This is a genomic window from Paenibacillus sp. FSL E2-0178, assembly GCF_038593005.1.
In the GTDB taxonomy this organism is placed as follows: Bacteria; Bacillota; Bacilli; order Paenibacillales; family Paenibacillaceae; genus Paenibacillus_AQ; species Paenibacillus_AQ phytohabitans.
Genome location: NZ_CP151953.1, coordinates 6,283,229 through 6,302,398, shown reverse-complemented (window position 1 = coordinate 6,302,398; position 19,170 = coordinate 6,283,229). Strand labels below are relative to the sequence as shown.

15 protein-coding genes are annotated in these 19,170 nt (G+C 39.1%); all 15 read right to left on the bottom strand.

The window, feature by feature from the left end:
* Window positions 1-68 precede the first annotated feature (68 nt).
* Entirely contained in the window at window positions 69-1,115 is a 1,047-nt protein-coding gene (locus MHI42_RS27490; protein WP_342421240.1) for a hypothetical protein, read from the bottom strand.
* A 508-nt stretch (window positions 1,116-1,623) separates the two neighbouring features.
* A complete protein-coding gene (locus MHI42_RS27485) occupies window positions 1,624-3,405 on the bottom strand; it encodes an aminopeptidase P family protein (protein WP_342421239.1) in 1,782 nt (593 codons plus the stop codon).
* 227 nt (window positions 3,406-3,632) lie between these two features.
* Complete coding sequence (locus MHI42_RS27480) at window positions 3,633-3,785, bottom strand: hypothetical protein (protein WP_342421238.1); 153 nt, start codon at window positions 3,783-3,785, stop codon at window positions 3,633-3,635.
* 200 nt (window positions 3,786-3,985) lie between these two features.
* Complete coding sequence (locus MHI42_RS27475) at window positions 3,986-5,386, bottom strand: helix-turn-helix transcriptional regulator (protein ID WP_342421237.1); 1,401 nt, start codon at window positions 5,384-5,386, stop codon at window positions 3,986-3,988.
* Window positions 5,387-5,713: 327 nt separating this feature from the next.
* On the bottom strand, window positions 5,714-7,072 hold the full coding sequence (locus MHI42_RS27470; protein ID WP_342421236.1) for a helix-turn-helix transcriptional regulator: 1,359 nt from the start codon (window positions 7,070-7,072) through the stop codon (window positions 5,714-5,716).
* A 335-nt stretch (window positions 7,073-7,407) separates the two neighbouring features.
* Window positions 7,408-7,980, bottom strand: a complete 573-nt coding sequence (locus tag MHI42_RS27465) for a YdcF family protein (RefSeq protein WP_342424814.1) — start codon at window positions 7,978-7,980, stop codon at window positions 7,408-7,410.
* A gap of 59 nt (window positions 7,981-8,039) precedes the next feature.
* Window positions 8,040-9,341: a UDP-glucose/GDP-mannose dehydrogenase family protein gene (locus MHI42_RS27460; protein WP_342421235.1), complete on the bottom strand. Its 1,302-nt coding sequence runs from the start codon at window positions 9,339-9,341 to the stop codon at window positions 8,040-8,042.
* Between the two features lie 6 nt (window positions 9,342-9,347).
* Window positions 9,348-10,259: a sugar transferase gene (locus MHI42_RS27455; protein WP_342421234.1), complete on the bottom strand. Its 912-nt coding sequence runs from the start codon at window positions 10,257-10,259 to the stop codon at window positions 9,348-9,350.
* Window positions 10,260-10,268: 9 nt separating this feature from the next.
* Window positions 10,269-11,492, bottom strand: coding sequence for a hypothetical protein (locus MHI42_RS27450; RefSeq protein ID WP_342421233.1), 1,224 nt, complete (start codon window positions 11,490-11,492; stop codon window positions 10,269-10,271).
* A 156-nt stretch (window positions 11,493-11,648) separates the two neighbouring features.
* Window positions 11,649-12,986 carry a flippase gene (locus tag MHI42_RS27445; RefSeq protein WP_342421232.1) on the bottom strand — a complete coding sequence of 446 codons (1,338 nt, stop codon included), beginning with the start codon at window positions 12,984-12,986 and terminating at the stop codon, window positions 11,649-11,651.
* A 56-nt stretch (window positions 12,987-13,042) separates the two neighbouring features.
* Complete coding sequence (locus MHI42_RS27440; RefSeq protein ID WP_342421231.1) at window positions 13,043-14,305, bottom strand: glycosyltransferase; 1,263 nt, start codon at window positions 14,303-14,305, stop codon at window positions 13,043-13,045.
* A 75-nt stretch (window positions 14,306-14,380) separates the two neighbouring features.
* Entirely contained in the window at window positions 14,381-15,631 is a 1,251-nt protein-coding gene (locus MHI42_RS27435; RefSeq protein ID WP_342421230.1) for an O-antigen ligase family protein, read from the bottom strand.
* Window positions 15,632-15,664: 33 nt separating this feature from the next.
* Entirely contained in the window at window positions 15,665-16,903 is a 1,239-nt protein-coding gene (locus tag MHI42_RS27430; protein WP_342421229.1) for a glycosyltransferase, read from the bottom strand.
* Between the two features lie 18 nt (window positions 16,904-16,921).
* Window positions 16,922-18,049: a UDP-N-acetylglucosamine 2-epimerase (non-hydrolyzing) gene (gene wecB, locus MHI42_RS27425; RefSeq protein WP_342421228.1), complete on the bottom strand. Its 1,128-nt coding sequence runs from the start codon at window positions 18,047-18,049 to the stop codon at window positions 16,922-16,924.
* Window positions 18,050-18,053: 4 nt separating this feature from the next.
* The gene (locus MHI42_RS27420; RefSeq protein ID WP_342421227.1) at window positions 18,054-19,169 is read right to left on the bottom strand and encodes an NAD-dependent epimerase/dehydratase family protein; all 1,116 of its coding nucleotides are present in this window, start codon (window positions 19,167-19,169) and stop codon (window positions 18,054-18,056) included.
* Between the last annotated feature and the right edge of the window lies 1 nt (window position 19,170).

The window sequence follows — 19,170 nt, the reverse complement described above, 5'->3', positions numbered from 1 at the left end:
ACCTCTCAAGTCTCCATCGTTTCTATACCTATCACGGAGCAGTTCCGCTTATGCCGAGCAAAAAACAATCAAGCCCGCTCACGCACAACCTCCGGAAGAGCTGGCTCCCGCCGCGCTGACGCACTTGCCGACATCAGGCTGGAGAGCTGCTTATAATTCATGGCGAACAGCATACCCAGCGCCGCCTCCATCAGGATGATGAGGTCCCTGTTCGGGATCACGAGCGGAACCGCAACTACGCCAATGACAATAACCGCCCATGGCAGGAAGTGCTCCAGGTACTGCGCTATATAGCGGTTAAACCACAGCAGAATATGCATGCCAACATAGGTGCAGATCAGCACCAGCCCCCATATCAGCACAATATGCAGACGGCCCAGACCCAGCCGGTCAAACGCGAGGATCAGGAACAGATGGGTAAACAGGAACAGCAACGAATGCCTGCCGACATACAGCAGCGGACTTGTGGAAGCATAGCTTTTGATGCTTCGGAAGAGAGAGAACGCCCCGAACAGCACAGTCATAGACAACAGCAGATAAGGCATGGACATGTTATATTTCACGTAATCCGCCTCACTCACACCTCCGTAACTTACAATCACCAGCAGCGCGGCGGCAATCAAAGTCAAGATGAGGTTCACCCGGTTACTGGCCCGGTACGCAAAGACTCCCGCCAAAAAAGCAAACAGCCAAGGAAAATACGTAAACCCGACCGTCTCAGTGAATACTACAGATTTAAGCGGAAAGTCCGGCAGCCGGTGCCCGATGAACGAATGTACCGCAAACACGGCCAGCGACAATAGCAGATACAGATAGAGCGGGGGCTTAAGAACCTTCTCCAGCAAATAGACAGTGAGGACGCCAAGCGCGATGATCTGGGGAACATCCATGATGCGAAAAGCCTGTACATCCGGTCTCCACATCAGATTGTAGGCGAACCCGATGACCGCGAACAGCACATAGAAGCCAAGCAGGGAACTGAAGCTGCGCCGCTTCACCTGCAACGTAGTAGTCACACCTGAGACCGCGAAGAACAGGACAGGAGCCACACCCGCAACAATCTGGAACACCCGTTCATTGCCGTAGAAGTACAGCGGTATATGCGCAATAATCATCAAAATACAGCTAATCCCCTTAATCGCATCCAAAGAATAATCATATGGCTTCATCCCCTCACCTGCCTCTCCGTTCATATGTATTTCAACTAGAGTATAGAGTGAAATCCAAGATCCGCCATCCCTCTAAAGTGTAGCCTTCCATAACATTTTTGCGTATATGTGTAAGTTATAGGGAATGAAAGTGCGCTTGAAGCCAAAAAAATAGAGACCCCTCAGGTCTCGTTAGGTCTCTGTCGTCTCTATATCCCGTTTGCGAAGCAGCTGCCTCCGCTGTTTACCCCGTTTAATCCACATCCGATTCGCATCATCGCGGTAGAACCGGATCTGTATCCATCGCAAAGGTGTCCATATTTCCCTAAAATGATAATTAGGCATGGTCCATCTCTCCCAGACTATAAATAGATTTGCTTCTAATTATAGACCGGGATACCTAGTTTTTTTGTCGGTTTGTGGGTGCGGGGGCTAGAATATTATGAGGGGTTACGCTGGCACTACTACCCGTTGCTCAAAACACGGCTGCCGTCTCCTGCTTCAGCCACAGCCGGTGCTCCTCATCCAGCAGCGGGGCCAGCTTCGCATAGACTTTGGCATGATAACCGTTGAGCCATTCGAGTTCCTCCCGGTTTAGCATGGAGGGCACGATCGCCCGGTAATCTATCGGTAAATAACACAGGTCTTCGAATTGCAGGAACCTGCCGAACTCGGTGGTCACACCCTCCGCAATAAGCAGCGTATTCTCCGTACGGATACCATGACGGCCTTCCTTATATACTCCCGGCTCCACCGTGATAATCATCCCAGGCTCCAGGCGAACATCATTCGGCTTGAAGCTGAACCGCTGCGGCTCTTCATGCACATTGGAGAAATAGCCCACACCATGTCCAGTCCCGCACTTGTAATCCAGGCCGTTGTCCCACATCGGCTTACGGGCGAGGATGTCGAGTGTAGAGCCTGTGGAGCCATACAGGAATTTGGCTGTAGACAGGGCAATGACGGATTTCAACACCAGGGTGAAATCTCTTCTCTCTTCCTCCGTTAGCGGGCCAAGTGCCAGCGTACGGGTAATATCCGTTGTCCCATTCAGGAAATGGGAACCCGAGTCGAGGAGATATAAGCCTCTGACTTCCAGCTGGACCGGATGATCGGCGGATGGGGAATAGTGCATCATCGCAGCATTCTCACCGTAGGCAGAGATGCTGAAGAAGCTTAGCTCGGCAAATAACGGCTGCTGCCGGCGCAGCTCCAGCCCTTTCTGGTCTGCTTCGAGTTCTGTCACCGGACGGACGGGGACGGTATCCTGCAGCCATTTGAACAGCCCTACAAGAGCTACACTGTCCTTCAAGTAGACATCGCGGATGTTAGTGATTTCTACATCGTTCTTGATGGACTTGAGCGCCACGACAAGACCCGGAGCCTCAATGATGCGGGCCGATGCCGAAATGGCAGCCGCGAGACTGTACCCGGTTTTGGCCGGATCATACAGAACCGAAGCAGATTCGGGCAGCGTCTCCAGGAAAGGACCGATGTCTTCGTATGCTCTGATCTCCACTCCGTCCTTGCCCAGCATCGTCTTATCTTCGGGAGTAACCTTATGTTCCCCGGCAAACAATAATGCATTATGTACACCTACAACGGCAAAAGCAGTCACATACGGATTAAACGGAATATCCCGTCCCCGGATGTTAAACAGCCAGCACAGATCATCGAGGGCGGACAGCACATAATAATCAGCGCCGGTACGCTTCATAGCCTCTCTTATCTGCTCCAGCTTCGCCCCCCGGCTGAGTCCTGCATAACATTCATCATGCAGCATTAACGGCTCGGCCGGTATTCCCGGTCTGTCCCCCCAGATCGTACCTACCGGATCGAGGTCCGTTACCGCCTGAATACCCTTCTCAGCCAGCTTAGCCTGTAAGCTCTTCATGGCGGACACAGACAAGGTTCTGCCGTCTACGGCAAAGCTGGCGCCTTGCGGCAATTGCTCTGCCAGCCATTCGTCCCATTGCGGAACACCAGGCTCTGCCATGCGGAACAGGCGGATCCCCGATCCCTCCAGCTCCCGCTGTGCCTGAATGTAGTATCTTCCATCTGTCCACAAGCCTGCGTCATCTGCCGTGATCACAGCAGTTCCGGCTGAACCGGTGAAGCCGGTAATCCAGCGGCGGCTTTTCCAGTGTTCTCCCTCATATTCACTTAAATGAGCATCTCCGCTTAATATAGCGCTGGCCCCAATCCCGCCCTCAGACATCCATTCTCTTAATTGTTGTACTCTCTCAGCAGGCTTCATGTCCATAACTCCTTCTCTATAGTCTACTGAATATCATACACCTGCATTTTAAGAAAAAAAAGGAGATCGGCAACTGACGCAGCTTTCAGGAGCATCTGATCCCTTTCAACATCTGCATAGACAGAACAACGTTCCCGGAATACCGGGAACGTTGCTTGGTTTGCGGAATTCGGCAAAATGGAGAACAGTAAGAACACTTGGAAACAATCATTGCGAATGGTAGAAACTCAGTCGCGTCCTACACCGTGCCCCATAAGTTGAATTAGCGCTTGAGTAGTTCCATTAGTTCCATTTTCTACAGGTTCAGGAGTTGCAACAGGAATAATAATTGCAACAGCCAGACTACAGAAAGCTAGAAGCTTGATGATTTTTCTTTTCATGTGAGTCCTGCACCTCTCTAATTAGAAATTTGTATTGCTCTTGCTCTTCTTCATCTGCCAGATACGAAATCAAATTATTGCTGCCCGGTAAGTATCAACCATCACCTAAACCGTGTCCCATAGTTTGCATCAGAAGTTGAGTGCTGCTGTTTGCTACGGGCTCAGTAGTACCCACAGGTATAATAATTACAATAGCCAGACTACAGGAAGCTAGAAGCTTGAACAATTTTCTTTTCATGTGAGTCCTGCACCTCTCTAATTAGAAGTTTGTATTGCGCTTGCTCTTCTTCATCTGCCAGATGCCGATGCTGTTCGAACAGATCAACACATTTGATGATATTAGTCTCGTTATTGATTCTAACAGACGATTCCAAACTTTTAAGTATAAAGATAATCCCCTTTTTGTTCTTTTTATGTAGATAATAAGTTGCTAATTCAGCGAGAAATCTGGCGTATTGGTTGGCTATAACTTGTTTGTTATGAACAATGCCATACTCTGCAAGATTTGTCCGGTAAGGGATGTAGGCTGCAAACCTTTCAAGAATTGAATCAACATTCCAATCATAGCGGTTAGCCGATGAGGTAATATTGTACAAAGCTAAGAATATCTCATCTGGTCGCTCAGAGATAAAATCGACATATTCTGAGAGAACTTCATACTGCCCTGCCATCACCCGATAGAGTAGGCGGTTCGCGGTACCCCACTCCTGGAACTGGGCTACAGTCCGCTTCACTTCTTCATTATCTTCCTGTATCCAGCTTCCATCCATATAGAGGGACACCCAATCCAATGCCGATTGATAGTCACCTATTTCCTCACACACACTTGAACGGATAAGCTGTGCGTACAGGATGTAGAAGTACAGGGGTTTCTCAGTTTTTCTCTCGTTGTCCTCTCTGCGGTCCGACTGACGCTGGAGATTATAACGAAGAGTCGCTAATTCCAGCATCTCCTTCGCCAGCTCATCTACCTTATGCCACTTATGCATTGAAACATATACATGAGCGAGATGCTTCAACCCATCCAATTGATCCGCTTCATCCAGCCGGTCCAGGTAACATTCAAAGAGATGCGCCGCCTGCAAATTCCGTGTCTGGTCGTCACCAATGGCGATTCGGAACAGACGGTATTGGCATACCGCGAGTCGCTCGGAATTCTGATACTTCTCACTGGCACTCACATTCTTATACAACAATTCGGCAGCTTGCCACAGCCCTTCTTGAAACAGTCCCTCAGCCACTTCGAACAGCATGGGGCCATAGACCAGATTCTCTAGCAGATTCTGAACCACCTGTTCAACGCAATCCAGACGGCCTAGCGCAGCTGAACGCACAAGAAACGGCCGCAGACGCCGCCAGGTTGGTGACGAATAATAGAAACATTCATCCACGTATAAGCTGTAGAAATAGTCCTCCGGCAGATCCATCGCCTTAGTGATTCGCTCCAGATGGTCCATAGCAATCGGCTGCTGACCGCTAAGTATCCGGCTGAGCGTTCCTGAATTAATTCCGGATTGTCCGGAGAATTGATTAATGGACATTCTCTTCTGCGACAGATACATCGCCAGTGCATCGCGAATCATAGTTGTAGTAGGGACCACGCAGACACCACCTAACTGGAATCCAAATATTATATATTTGTTTATAGATGTAATATTATGTCACATTATTCCAATGGTCAATAGTATGGAATAGTGCAGATTAGTATAATCCGTGAACTGCGGGCAACCCACTTGCCAATCGCACTCGATTTTATTGAAATTAGATTACGCTTCCCGGTTATTGCAAAAAAATAGAGACCCTAGTGGTCTCGTAAGGTCTCTGTCGTTTCTATTCCCTGTTTGCTTAAAAGCCGCCGCCACCGAAGCCATGTCCCATAGTTTGAACCGACATATGAGCGCTAATGTTTGTTAGGGAGTCATTTGTACTTATAGGTATACTCCAATTTGAAGTTTGTATTGTTCATTCTCTTCTTCATCTGCTTGATTCCGATGCTGTCCAAACAGATCGACACATTTGATTACATTGCTCTCGTTATTGATTCTAGCGGACGATTCCAAACTTTGCAGGATGAATTTAATTCCTTCTTTGCGCTTGTTATGTAAATAATAGGTTGCCATTTCAGCGAGAAATCGGGAGTATTGGTTAGCTATGACTTGTTTGTTATGAACAATGCCATACTCTGCAAGATTTGTCCGGTAAGGGATATAGGAAGCAAACCGCTCCAGAATATAATCAACATTCCAATCATAGCGGTTAGCCGATAAGATAATATTATATAATGCTATGAATATTTCATCTGGTCGGTGGGAGATATATTCGACATATTCAGAGAGAGCCTCATATTGTCCAGCCATCACCCGATAGAGCAGACGGTTCGCGGTCCCCCACTCCTGAAACTGGGCTACAGTCCGCTTCACTTCTTCATTATCCTCCTGTATCCAGCTTCCATCCATATAGAGGGACACCCAATCTAATGCCGAATTGAAGTCTCCTGATTCCTCACACACAGTTGAACGGATAAGCTGCCCGTATAGGATGTAGAAGTACAGGGGTTTCTCGGTTTTTTTCTCGTTACTCTCTCTACGGTTCGACTGGCGCTGGAGATTATAACGAAGAGTTGCTAATTGCAGCATCTTTTTCGCAAGCTCATCCACCTTATGCCACCGATGCATTGAACCATAGACATGACCCAAATGATTCAACCCATCCAATTGATCCGCTTCATCCAGCCGGTCCAGGTAACATTCGAAGAGATGTGCCGCCTGCAAATTCCGCGTCTGGTCGTCTCCAATAGCGATTCGGAACAGACGGTATTGACATACCGCGAGTCTCTCGGAATTCTGATACTTCTCACTGGCACTCACATTCTTATATAACAATTCGGCAGCTTGCCATAGCCCCTCTTGAAACAGTCCTTCAGCCACTTCGAACAGCATGGGGGCATAGACCAGCTTCTCTAGCAGACTTTGAACCACCTGTTCAATGCAATCCAGGCGGCCTAGTGCAGCCGAACGCACAAGAAAAGGCCGCAGACGCCGCCAGGTTGGTGCCGAGTAATAGAAGCATTCATCCACGTATAAGCTGTAGAAATGATCCTCCGGCAGCTCCATCGCCTTAGTGATTCGCACCAGATGGTCCATAGCGATCGGCTGCTGACCACTGAGTATCCGGCTGAGCGTTCCTGAATTAATACCGGATTGTCCGGAAAATTGATTAATGGACATTCCCTTCTGCGACAGATACGTCGCCAGTGCATCGCGAATCATAGTTGTAGTATGGACCACGCAGACACCACCTAACCGGAATCCAAATATTATATATTTGTTCTATAGTCGTAATAATATGTCACATTATTCCAATGGTCAATAGTGTAGCATATTGCAGATTAGTATAATCCGTGAACTGCGGGCAACCCAATTGTCACTCTCCTTGATTTTATTGAAAATAGATTACACTTCCCGGTTATAGCAAAAAATTAGAGACCCTAGTGGTCTCGTAAGGTCTCTATCGCTTCTGTTCCCTGTTTACTTAAAAGCCGCCGCCGTTTAATCCACAGCCGATCCGCATCATCCCGGTAGAACCGGATCTGTATCCATCGCAAAGGTGTCCATATTTCCTTTTACCGGCGGAACCAGCGTTTAATCTGTTCAAGCGCACTCTTCGCTTCCGGGCCATTATAGCCGAAGGCATTGCCAATCATCTTAGTATACTCGTTAAAAGTAGTCTCCCGGCTGTTCCGGTCACTCCACCATGTCTTCGCATTATAGCCCGAATCGGAGCCTATATAGGTCAGTTCAATCCCTGACTTCTTATAGACATGATCAAAGATGAATTTCACCCGCCGCATATGGAAGTCAGAGGACACAACAATGGCAGACTTGAAGCCATGCTGCTTCATGATTGGTAACGTGAACTGGGCATTCTGATAGGTGCTTTGAGCAGCGTCTTCGGTCAAAATAGCCTCTTCAGGGATACCCAGGGCGAGGGCGGTTTGGTGCATGTCGCCGGAGGGGCCTGTTAACTCTTTGGAATTGGATAAAAGAATGTACGATCCATAACCGGATTTATATAAATCAGCAGCATGTTCAATACGACCTTCGCCACCGCTAAGAACGATGATTATATCCGCTTGTTTTGGAGAAGTAGACAGGCTCAAAAAACTTCCCGCTATTAGAAACAAAAGCACTAACATTACAGATATACCAATAAAGAATCTGAGGATTCTTTTTCTTTTTATAATAAGCATAAGATTTAGCTATTCACTTTTCTTCTACCAATTGACTCGTATATTAATCCAGCTTCCTCTACCTCAGTAAGGGAGTAACAATTTCGTCCATCAAGTATAAGTGGATTCTTCATCAACTCTTTATATTTATAAAGTGGAAAATTCTTAATCTCTGCCCATTCCGTAAAGATAAAGCATATATCAGCATCTAATAAAGTATCTTCTATTGATTCACAGTAATTAATTTCATTAGGAAACAGTTTTCTAAAATTTTCTGCCCCCACAGGGTCCCACGCCTTAACATGAGCGCCATCCTCAAGCATTAAAGGGATATTTACTAAAGAAGGAGCATCTCTTAAATCATCTGTCCCAGGCTTAAAAGTTAAGCCTAACACGGCAATATTAAGGCCACTAAAACTATCATAATATTTTCTGGATTTTTTTATGAGTTTTATTTTTTGATTCTCATTTACTTCAATTGCAGCCTTTACTGTTTTTAATTCATAATCATTAAAGCTGGCAAGCCAATGCAAGGCTTTGGTATCTTTGGGAAAACACGAGCCGCCATAACCTATACCAGCACTCAAGAATCGATCACCTATCCTTGGATCCATTCCCATTCCAGTAGCAACATCATCGATGTTAGCTCCAACAATTTCGCAAAGATTAGCCATTTCGTTAATATAAGATATTTTTAAAGCTAAAAAATCATTAGCAGCATACTTAATCATTTCTGCACTTCTACGGTCGGTAACTACAAAGGGGATATTAAACTCACTATACATTTTTTTCAATAATCTCTCTGCACTTTCTGACTCGACACCTAATACTATTCTTGTAGCATTCAGGGTGTCTTTAACTGCGGTACCTTGAGATAAAAATTCAGGATTAGAAGCAACCTCAATAGTTACATTATGTTTCTTATTTTCTTTTATAATTTGTTCCACTTTATCATTAGTTCCTACTGGAACAGTTGACTTAACAATAACTATACAGTCCTTTTCTACCGTTTGTGCTATTTGCCGAGCAACCTCATATACATATTTTAGATTTGCTGATCCATCTTTTTTTTCGGGGGTACCCACCCCAATAATAATGATTTGTGCATTGCAGTATGCCCTTTGATAATCGGTTGTATAAGTAATATTCTCTTTATTTTTCTTCATAAGTACTTCTAGACCAGGCTCGAATATTGGAGAGACACCATTTTGCATGAGAGAGATTTTTTCTTCATCGATATCTAAACAAGTTACATTATTTCCTCTTTCGGCTAGACAAACAGCCGTTACTAGTCCTACATAACCTGTTCCTGCTACAGAGATTCTCATATATAATCATATCCTTAACATTTTTTTAATGAGTTTTTTATTCCATATAACAAAATACTCAAATCTGGTTCCAAACCTATCTTTAAACAATCTTATTATTTCATCATCTAGCTCTGGATGATCAAATTCACATTTCTTAGTGCTTGTATTGAGACTTGTATCATACCTATTACTTATACCACTATGAGTACCTGATCCATCAAGACCAATATTTTTCACTCTTGAAACTTTGGGGTATACTGTGAACATGTTTAATTTGAATTGGCTATAACACCAACGTATTGCCCAAGAATCTATCTTCCCATCGATTTGTGCATCTAGCATTGCCGACATATCTCTTCCACCACGATTAAATTTATACCGAAGACTTTTACTTTTTTTAAAGGTCATGTAATCAGAAACTTGCCAATCAACAGCGTTCCACCTATCCTCCCAAGTTGCCCATCCCCAACTGCAACCCCTGTACGATAAGTATACTTCGCTTTTATATTTTTCTGGGAAATCTAAATTAAAAGTGTAACCACTTATTGACCATATTTTTTTATTTCTTTCATAAAATTCCAGCGCATCATTCATATATCCCAGAAAGTCCGGAGAAGTTATCAGATCATCTTCAAGAACAATTACTTGTCTATTCAATTTAATAATTTCATTAACCCCAGAGATTATTGAGTTTGCTAGTCCTTTATTATACTCTGCTTTAATAATTTTTAATGATTTAAAAATTTCTTGGTCAGAAAGTGTATCAATGTACTCTCTTACAAGCTTCACCTTTTCATTGGCTTTTTCGTTTTTAGGTGCATCCGAAAAAATAAAGACGTCTGTGGCACTTGCCAAATAATTAGAGGCCAATGATTCTATTGTCTTCCTAGTATGCTCTGGTCGTGCATATACAAATATTAATACAGGGGCTAACATAGTTACACCTCACACCGGTAAATTTTGAACCAGTAATTTTGATTTCCCTCTCTTTGTCAAAGGCAAATCTTCTACAAATTCAAAATATACTTTTATGTTTGCAATATCATAAAAATTATCTTGAAGTTCAATTTGATCTTCTTGTGAAAAGTCTTCATTTTTAATAATTTTAAATACAACCTCTCCAGGAATCTCTTGTTCAATCTGCCATTTTTCGATATGATTAAAAGCCTTGTAGTGCCTACCAAACACTATAGCAGTTAGTAAAATTTTCTTCATATCTTTTGTATAAATATAATCCTGTGTTCTTCCCAAAATTCTCTTAAGTCTCACTATCCCGTTCTCTATACCATCGTAAGTAGCCAGATCTCCTGTACGATAACGTATAAATGGCATGGCATAGTTATTAAATCCAGTCACAACAATTTCACCAATCTCACCCGGTTGCACATGGATTCCATTCTCACCTATAATTTCAGTAAATCCATAGAATGGTGAACAATATGTTGTTAAAGTGTCATCGATAGAATATCCAAATACACTTGCTTCAGCATGTCCGTATTGATTAATAATTTGAGTATCGAAGGCATGTTTTATATTTTCTACTTGGTAATCAAAAAAACTTTCAGAAGTTAATTCAACCCCTTTTATATTTAGTCCTAACTCAATGTTATTCTCGTTAATATAAGTTGCTATTGAATCAATAAATGAAGGATAACCTCTAATGATGCTGGGCTTAAAGTCTTTTATGTACTTAACATACAAACTTTTATTATCATTAGTAAGATATTGAGAGGATAAAGCAAAACTGCCGTACGGAATATCTTTTTCGCTTTTTTTTATCCACAATACTCCTTTTTCCAACAAATCATCTGGTATGACTGATCCATCCATTGCCAAAATTTTATCTCCTGGAGAATATCCAAACATTCTGTATAAAAAATGTTGATGCTCTGCGTCATAACTCCCCAATGTATAAAACCCTAATGGTTCCCCTGTACTTCCACCAGTTGTTACAAACCCAATATAATTTTTCGAGTTCGGGATTGCCATTATATTATTTTTCTCTTCTCTGATAATACTTTTATTAAGAAAGGGAATTCTATAGAAGTCATCGTGATTTTTTATATCAATCTGATTATCAGTGAATATTTTTTGGTAATATGCAGAATTCTTTTTCGCATATTTTAGGATTTTGAATAATGAGTTTTTATTAGTATTTTCAAAACTCATCTTGTCACCCAAATGGTATCTATGGAGCTTCCTCAATCCGTAACTCAGATGCACTTTTCCAATATAATGTCTGAGGGCGTATCGAATATAACGAGGATCATTTAATCTTTTAACAATCCGAATTAATCGCTTTTTCCCCATAATAAATCATCATCCTCATTTATGTTTAATATCTAAAAACAATCTTCTTAAATTAAATGCTCTTAACATCATAATAGACGAAATTCTCGTGGGTTTAAAAAATGCCGGAGCAATAATCGCTACTGTTACTTGTGAGGCTAGTGTAGCTATCGCTGCTCCATATCCCCCATAAGATGGTATCAAAAGAAAATTTAAAGACACATTAATAATACAGCCAGCAGCTATATATGCCATTGAGTACCTTTGCAAGCCTTCAGTCACCAACCAAACACCTCTAGCTGAACCTAACATTGCAAATGTACCTGCCCAAATACTTACCGACAATATTCTAGCAGATTCTATATATTCTGGCCCATATAATATACCAATGATTAATTTCGAAAATAGTAATATGAAAATACCAAAAACAATGCCCATCCAAGCAACAATACTATAAAGTAACTGTATTGATTTCATATAACCTTCATTATTGTTTTTCTTTTTACTAATAATTACTGGTCTAAAAGATACAATAATAGCCATTGGAACAAAATACCACATTTCCGCAATTCTAACGGCGGCAGAAAAAATACCCAATTCATCTTTATTTGGCATTATAGTACCAAGCATAACTTGATCAATTCTCATATATAATGAAACCATCAAGCCTGATAGAACAAGATACCAACTTTGTGATAGAATTTCTTTAGCATAACTTATGCTAAATCTCCAACGAGATTTTTCTTGGCGGAATTTAATATATGCGATGACTAAAGCAGCACTTATTATAGTAATATCAATTGTGTAGATCAAAGAAAATAAAACTAAATCGCCTTTAAAATATACCAATAATAATTTCAAAGTTGCAGTTACCAAACTGACGATAATTCTTATTAAGGAAGATATTTTCGCTATTTGGTGAGCCTGTATCCAATATTCAATAACCTCGAACGATCTTATTACCATTGAGAAGGACATTATAAGAGCTATGAGTTGCAAGTAATTATTCGATGGTTCTAACATCCACATTACTATAGAAGAGACAACAGTCAATATGATTCCACCTAGCACTCTTAACAAGAAACTTGTGCAAAGAATCGTTCCTTCTTCATGATCTTTATCAACAATACTTTTAACAGTTAAAATTTCCAAACCCAAGGTAGATAGCACTGTAAATAAAGATACGATAGCTAAAGCATAATTGAATTCGCCATATAATTCCGGGCCGAAATAACGAGCCACTACTGCAGTTACAAAGATACCTAGAATCATATTAAAAATTTTATCGCTAACTAACCAACTAGAGTTTCCTAATATTTTTTTGGCTACTTCATTATCTAGTAATTTATCCTTAGCAAGGTTAAATAGGTTCAAGTTGTTTTCCCACTTTTTTTATACTTTTCAGGCTTGTCTAAGCTATGCCAATAAAATTAATTGGTTTCAACTATATTATTATAAATTTGAGTTAGTTTTTTTAAATTATATTCTCTGTTATGTGTCTTAAGAGCATGTTCTCTTGCGTTGCTAGAAAATTTCAAGGCTAAATCATTATTAGCAAAAATCTCACAGATATAATGTGCCAACATATAGGGTGCATCTGCTTGATACAAAAATCCTTCTTGCTTATCAATTAATAAATCACTTACTCCTCCAACATAAGATGCAACACAAGGCACTCCCAGGATCATTGCTTCTCCGAGCGAGTTTGGACTATTCTCAATAGATGAAGGACAAACAAATACATGAGATTTTGAATATCTCTCGCACATCTCTTTCTCGCTTAGACTACCTGTAAAGGAGACTTTATCTTGAAGTCTATGTTTTTTTATAAGATGGTTTAGGTACTTTCCATAGGTGCTCTTTTTCAATTTTGCTTTTAATCCTGAAAGATTTGAGACATTAATTCCCCCAACATAAAGCTTTGCGTTTGGAAATTTCTTCAATATAACGGGCATTGCTTCCAGCATATGGTGCAATCCTTTTATAGGATAAGTCCCCTGACTAAGAAATATTGAATTCTCCTCAATTTTATCGATGTTCCATACAGATGCAGAATTATAGAAACTCTCTCTTAAAGTCTCGTTACAATGGTGATAATGAATGTCTGGATTGATTTGTATTGAACAAGCTTTATCCCAGGTTGTTCTCCCTAATACATTTCCAACTTTCTTCAATGCAGATATTTCAGAAATTCCTCTTGTTTTAAATTTGTTCTGTTGTTGTACTAAATTGTCTTGTTTAATTAAATCTCTGAAAGTAAAGCTATTTTGAATTTCTTTTGGTAAGTTAGCCATATAATGTTGCGCATAAATTGACACTAATCCCTGTATAGAAATAAGTACTTTTATATTTCTTTGGCAACAAATATTAACCATTGAAAGTGTATGAATGTATTCTGTTCCAAATATATGTACAAGGTCAGGATTAGTTCTTTCAATTATCTCTTTGAGATGTACACTGATTTCATCTTTATTTTCATTCAGGGAAAAAGGGTAGTAATTAATTTTTTCCCCATGTAGCGTATCAATCGCTGTGAACGAACTAGATGGAAAAGAAATTGATAATTTTATATTTTCAGAATTCGCTAAAAATTTGGACATATTAACCAGCCATCCACCGAAAGGAAGAGGTTCGATATTCATCAAAATACTTGCTTCAGGCAATGGAATATTAGTAAGCCATAAAATATTCATGATATAGATTCCTTTCTCGTTCCAGCCAAAATTTTAACCAACTCCACATATCAGAGTTCTAACAATACGACTAAATTAAATATTAAAAGTAGTTGTCAAATATATAACCATACTTAATGAGAATAACAGTAAAACTAAACTAATAATTAGTAAATGACTTTTTACATTATATGAATAAATTTCATTAATTGTGTTGCTTCTGTGTTCTTTAACTATCCTGTTCATTATACCTAAGAAAAAGCAAAATCCATTAAAATAATATAACCAACCTTCCATAATCGGTTCTAAAAAAAAGCAAATGAAAAAGGAAGATAATATACAAATGAAACTCATCTTTAATGTATTAGGAAAGTTATTTCTTAATAAATAAAATAAAGTTATAAACGGGGAGACTGTAAGAATAATCAATAAAACAAAAGGAAGAATACCGCTTTCTATTCCTACATCTAACCACATATTATGCGCATATTTTAGAGGCAAACTTACCTTATTACCACCAAGAGGATATTTGAATATTCCTATTACTGCATCCTTCCATACGGCAAATCTAGGATCATTAAAATTATCCATACTAGACAAACGTGAAAATAAATACGTAGAATCAATATAATTCCAAGTAATAAAACATAAAAACACAAAAAATATTATACCAAGCACCTTACGTATATTCATTTTGCCTAATAGCAAAAAAGATACAGCGGTAGGTACAGCAATAATAATTATTCCAGTTCTACTTCCCAGTTTAAGCATGCAATATACTGACAGGATAAAGTTTAGTAATGCTATTAGCCGAACTTTTTTATTAGTTGAGAATAAACATATAGGGAGTAAAGAAAGACCAAGCGAAAGATAAGTATTAAGTCCTGTAGCTGAAATATTCTCTCCCCAAATACTACTAACACCTCTCCATGCTGCTAAATTTGAGATATCAGAAGTTATAAGACTTAAGAAAGCAAACGTAACCAGAGTTGTAGTAATAGATAGTAGTAAGAAATATGTTTTTTTAAAACTGGTGTCATTCTTAGCTAAATAATCTCCAAAAAAATAAAAAACACTAGGAAACAATAAAGTAACTATTAAAACTCCAGTAGGCCGTTGATGATAATTAAAAAGTAAGTAAGTATAAATAGAACAAAATAAAAAAAGCAGTAATTGAAAATAGTTAACTTTATTTGTATTTCGAAAAATCAACCAACAAATTAATGGAAGTAGAGCAAAAATCAAATAATGACCAACATTAAAAATATTAAAAAAATATAGAATAACAGCCATCCAAATAATTATTTGTAATTTTGTCAGACCAAGATATACAGGTTCTTTATTCAATTCACATTTTTTCCTTTCTAATCCATATTTTCTTTATTTCGAGATTCTGAATAATTCAATAATTTTTTTTATTTGAACTTCTGGATTCTTTTGAGATAGAACAAACTCTCTTGATCTTCTCCCTAATTCAATTAAATCCTCTTCCTTTTGACCGAATATCTCTTTTATACTGTTTGCAATGGCTGTAGCTCCTATTCCATTAATCGTAAGTAAATAATCGTAATATTCATCAGGTATACCAGGAAGCTTATAAATTAATGCAGGAGTACCCGAAAGCATATACTCCATTATTTTGGAAGGAAAGGAAAATTTAGTGTATTCACCCTCGTTGTTTCTTGGGTTTATAAGGAGATGTGCTTGATGTTGAAGCTTAACTGCTTCATCATGAGAAACTTGTCCATAATAGATAACTCTTTTATCAATAATCGCTAAATTTTCAACTTCTTTTTGGGCTTCACCTGCTCCACAAATCCAAAGTTGTAAAGAATCATCCTTAATCATTTTAAAGGCATCCAAAAGATCCATGATTCCATAAGCTTTATTTAGAGTACCCGTATATAAAATACTCTTACATTTATTTTGATTTGTTTCATTTATAAGGTCGAAATTATTCTCTATTTGATAAGTATTCGCTATTCCCTCTATAACTGTCCATGGTCTATTTTGTACATTGACTCTTTCTATCATGAATTTAGTCAAAAAAACAAATGAATCCACATACTTTAATAACATATCCATAATACGTTTGTCGGTTGACTTTAGAAACTCAAACAAAAAACCTTTTTTTTCATCGGTATTCATAAATTCAGGAAGATCAGGACATATTAAACAAATATGAATACTTGGGTTAACTTTTTTTGCTTTCATAGCCGCATAAATGAAAGGTGTATTCATAGAATAAATAATAATAATTTTCCCTCTTGTTTCCTGCTTTTTTGCCCACATTTTAGAATGTTTGGAAACCGATATACCTCTCCATATTTGTTTAATTCCAAACAAATTCAAAAATCCTATGTTCATATCAATATGGTTTAAATCTTCACTATGATTCCATAACCTAGACATAACAAATATTTCTTTATAATGCTTTGGGTAAGAGCCTAGAAACATTGAATTGATTAATTTAATGGGAGTATTCAAACATATTTCCAGACCATTTACTATATTCCACTGAAATACATTGGCAGCAAATTGAATAACACCCTTGCTTTTATTGTAAATTAAATTTTCTTCATCTTTTGGAAACAATCCCCCAAGAAAAAGAATGTCCATATGAACAACTCCAATACTTTATTCTTTACGCCATACTACTTTATTAATTATATCTGTGTAACTTTGAATAATCTTAACAACCTTTACAGATGTATTTGTGTCAACGTAATCAAGAGCAAGGACTGTTTGTTCTTTATTATCATTCATTGCTGTAGCAAGTTGTATGGCTTGAATAGTACTTAAAGCACCTATGCCACCGATAACAACAGTTCCTTTATCAAGCACTTCAGGACGTTCTGTAGAAGTTCTTAGCAGTATGCCTGTGAACCCAAGCATAGCGCTCTCCTCAGACAAAGTACCACTATCTGAGAGTACACAATAACTATTTTTCTGAAGTTTATTATAATCTAGAAAACCAAATGGTTTTAAATTCTGTACAAGTGGATGAAACTTGAAATTCCGTTGTTCAATATACTTCATGCTTCTTGGATGAGTAGAATATATTACTGGCATTTGATAACGTTCAGCAATTTTATTAATGGCATTCATCAATGACATGAAATTCTGTTCATTATCAATATTTTCTTCACGATGGGCGGAAACAATTATATACTTCCCTGACTCTAGGTTTAATCTTTCAAGAACATTACTTGCATCGATTTTATCCATGTGAGCTTGAAGAACTTCTTGCATAGGTGAGCCCGTAACAAAAATATGTTCTTTGCGAAACCCTTCCGATAGAAGGTACCGTCTAGAATGCTCTGTATAAGGTAAATTGATATCCGAGATATGATCAACAATCTTGCGATTGATTTCTTCAGGGACATTTTGATCAAAACATCGATTTCCTGCTTCCATATGGAAAATCGGTACCTTAAGTCTTTTTGCAGCGATCGCACTTAGTGCACTATTAGTATCACCTAAGATAAGCAGGGCATCAGGTTTTTCTTTTTCTAGAACTTCGAACGATTTTGCTATTATGTTCCCCATCGTTTCGCCAAGATTTGTTCCCACTGCTTCAAGGAAGTAATCAGGTTGCCGAAGATCAAGTTCATTGAAGAACACTTCGTTTAATGTGTAATCCCAATTCTGTCCAGTATGAACTAGAATGTGATTGAAATATCTGTCACAAGCTTTAATACACTCAGACAAACGAATGATCTCTGGTCTGGTACCCAGGATTGTCATGACTTTAAGCTTTTCCATTTATTTAAACCTCCAAGTAATATGTATCTGGTTTATCAGGATTAAACAGTTCATTAGCCCAGAATAGGGTTATTAGATCAGTTGACCCTGTATTAGTGATGGAATGTGTGTAACCAGGTGGAATATCTATCACTCGCAATGATAGTCCATTCACCGGATATTCTAAGACTTCTCCGCCTTCAATCTGGCGAAATTTCACAACAGCTTCTCCTTCAATCACAAGGAACTTCTCCACTTTAGTATGATGCCAGTGATTACCTCGAGTGATACCTGGCTTAGTACGGGAAATGAATACTTGACCGGAATGTTCAGTTTTAATGAACTCAGCTAACCATCCTCTGTTGTCATGCTTCATTTCCAGATCGTATCCGAAATTGTCCTCGGGCAAATAAGAGAGATAAGTACTATAAAGAAAACGTTCAAAATCACTTTTCAGGCTCGAAATCACGAGTGTATTTCGGCTCGTTCTAAAGGATACTAGTTTGGCTTCCAAATCTTTAAGCTTTACCTTGAAAGAGCGCGAAATACCATGGTAAACAATTGTATCAAGTGCATCTGGACCATCCATAGCAGCTATGAAAGACTCAACTACATCATCAATATAGACTAACTCAACTTCTGCCTCCGGATTATTCACTTGAATAGGTATTTCTCTGCTAATATTGTAGCACCAAGTTGCAACAACAGAATTATAGTTAGGTCTACTCCATTTTCCGAACACATTTGGTAGCCTGTAAATAAAAGTACAAACATCCTCTTTCTTTCCATAGGCTAAAACAGCATCCTCTGCTGCTTGTTTGCTTTTCCCATATGGATTGTCAAGTTCAGCTTGAATCGATGAAGAGAGTAATATTGGAGTCTTCTTTCTGTTTGCATTCAATATGTTGATTAGATGTTGAGTGTACCCCAAATTACCAATCATGAACTCCTCAGAATTCTCAGGTCGATTAATTCCAGCAAGATGATAGATGAAATCAGCTTTTAGTGCATATTCTTCTAATTCTTGGAGTGAATGTTTAGAGTCGATCTTCATAACCTCAATATCTTCTCTTCTATTTAAAGACGCTACTAAATTACGTCCAATAAATCCGTAAGCACCGGTTACCAGTACAGTTTTCATA

Excerpts from the sequence above, each read along its gene's own strand:
- MHI42_RS27460 (WP_342421235.1), bottom strand. The coding sequence starts at position 9,341 with ATGAGAATCTCTGTAGCAGGAACAGGTTATGTAGGACTAGTAACGGCT.
- MHI42_RS27480 (WP_342421238.1), bottom strand. The coding sequence starts at position 3,785 with ATGAAAAGAAAAATCATCAAGCTTCTAGCTTTCTGTAGTCTGGCTGTT.
- MHI42_RS27420 (WP_342421227.1), bottom strand. The coding sequence starts at position 19,169 with ATGAAAACTGTACTGGTAACCGGTGCTTACGGATTTATTGGACGTAAT.
- MHI42_RS27430 (WP_342421229.1), bottom strand. The coding sequence starts at position 16,903 with ATGGACATTCTTTTTCTTGGGGGATTGTTTCCAAAAGATGAAGAAAAT.
- MHI42_RS27450 (WP_342421233.1), bottom strand. The coding sequence starts at position 11,492 with ATGAGTTTTGAAAATACTAATAAAAACTCATTATTCAAAATCCTAAAA.
- MHI42_RS27490 (WP_342421240.1), bottom strand. The coding sequence starts at position 1,115 with ATGATTATTGCGCATATACCGCTGTACTTCTACGGCAATGAACGGGTG.
- MHI42_RS27440 (WP_342421231.1), bottom strand. The coding sequence starts at position 14,305 with ATGAATATTTTATGGCTTACTAATATTCCATTGCCTGAAGCAAGTATT.
- MHI42_RS27485 (WP_342421239.1), bottom strand. The coding sequence starts at position 3,405 with ATGAAGCCTGCTGAGAGAGTACAACAATTAAGAGAATGGATGTCTGAG.
- wecB (WP_342421228.1), bottom strand. The coding sequence starts at position 18,049 with ATGGAAAAGCTTAAAGTCATGACAATCCTGGGTACCAGACCAGAGATC.
- MHI42_RS27455 (WP_342421234.1), bottom strand. The coding sequence starts at position 10,259 with ATGTTAGCCCCTGTATTAATATTTGTATATGCACGACCAGAGCATACT.
- MHI42_RS27465 (WP_342424814.1), bottom strand. The coding sequence starts at position 7,980 with ATGTTAGTGCTTTTGTTTCTAATAGCGGGAAGTTTTTTGAGCCTGTCT.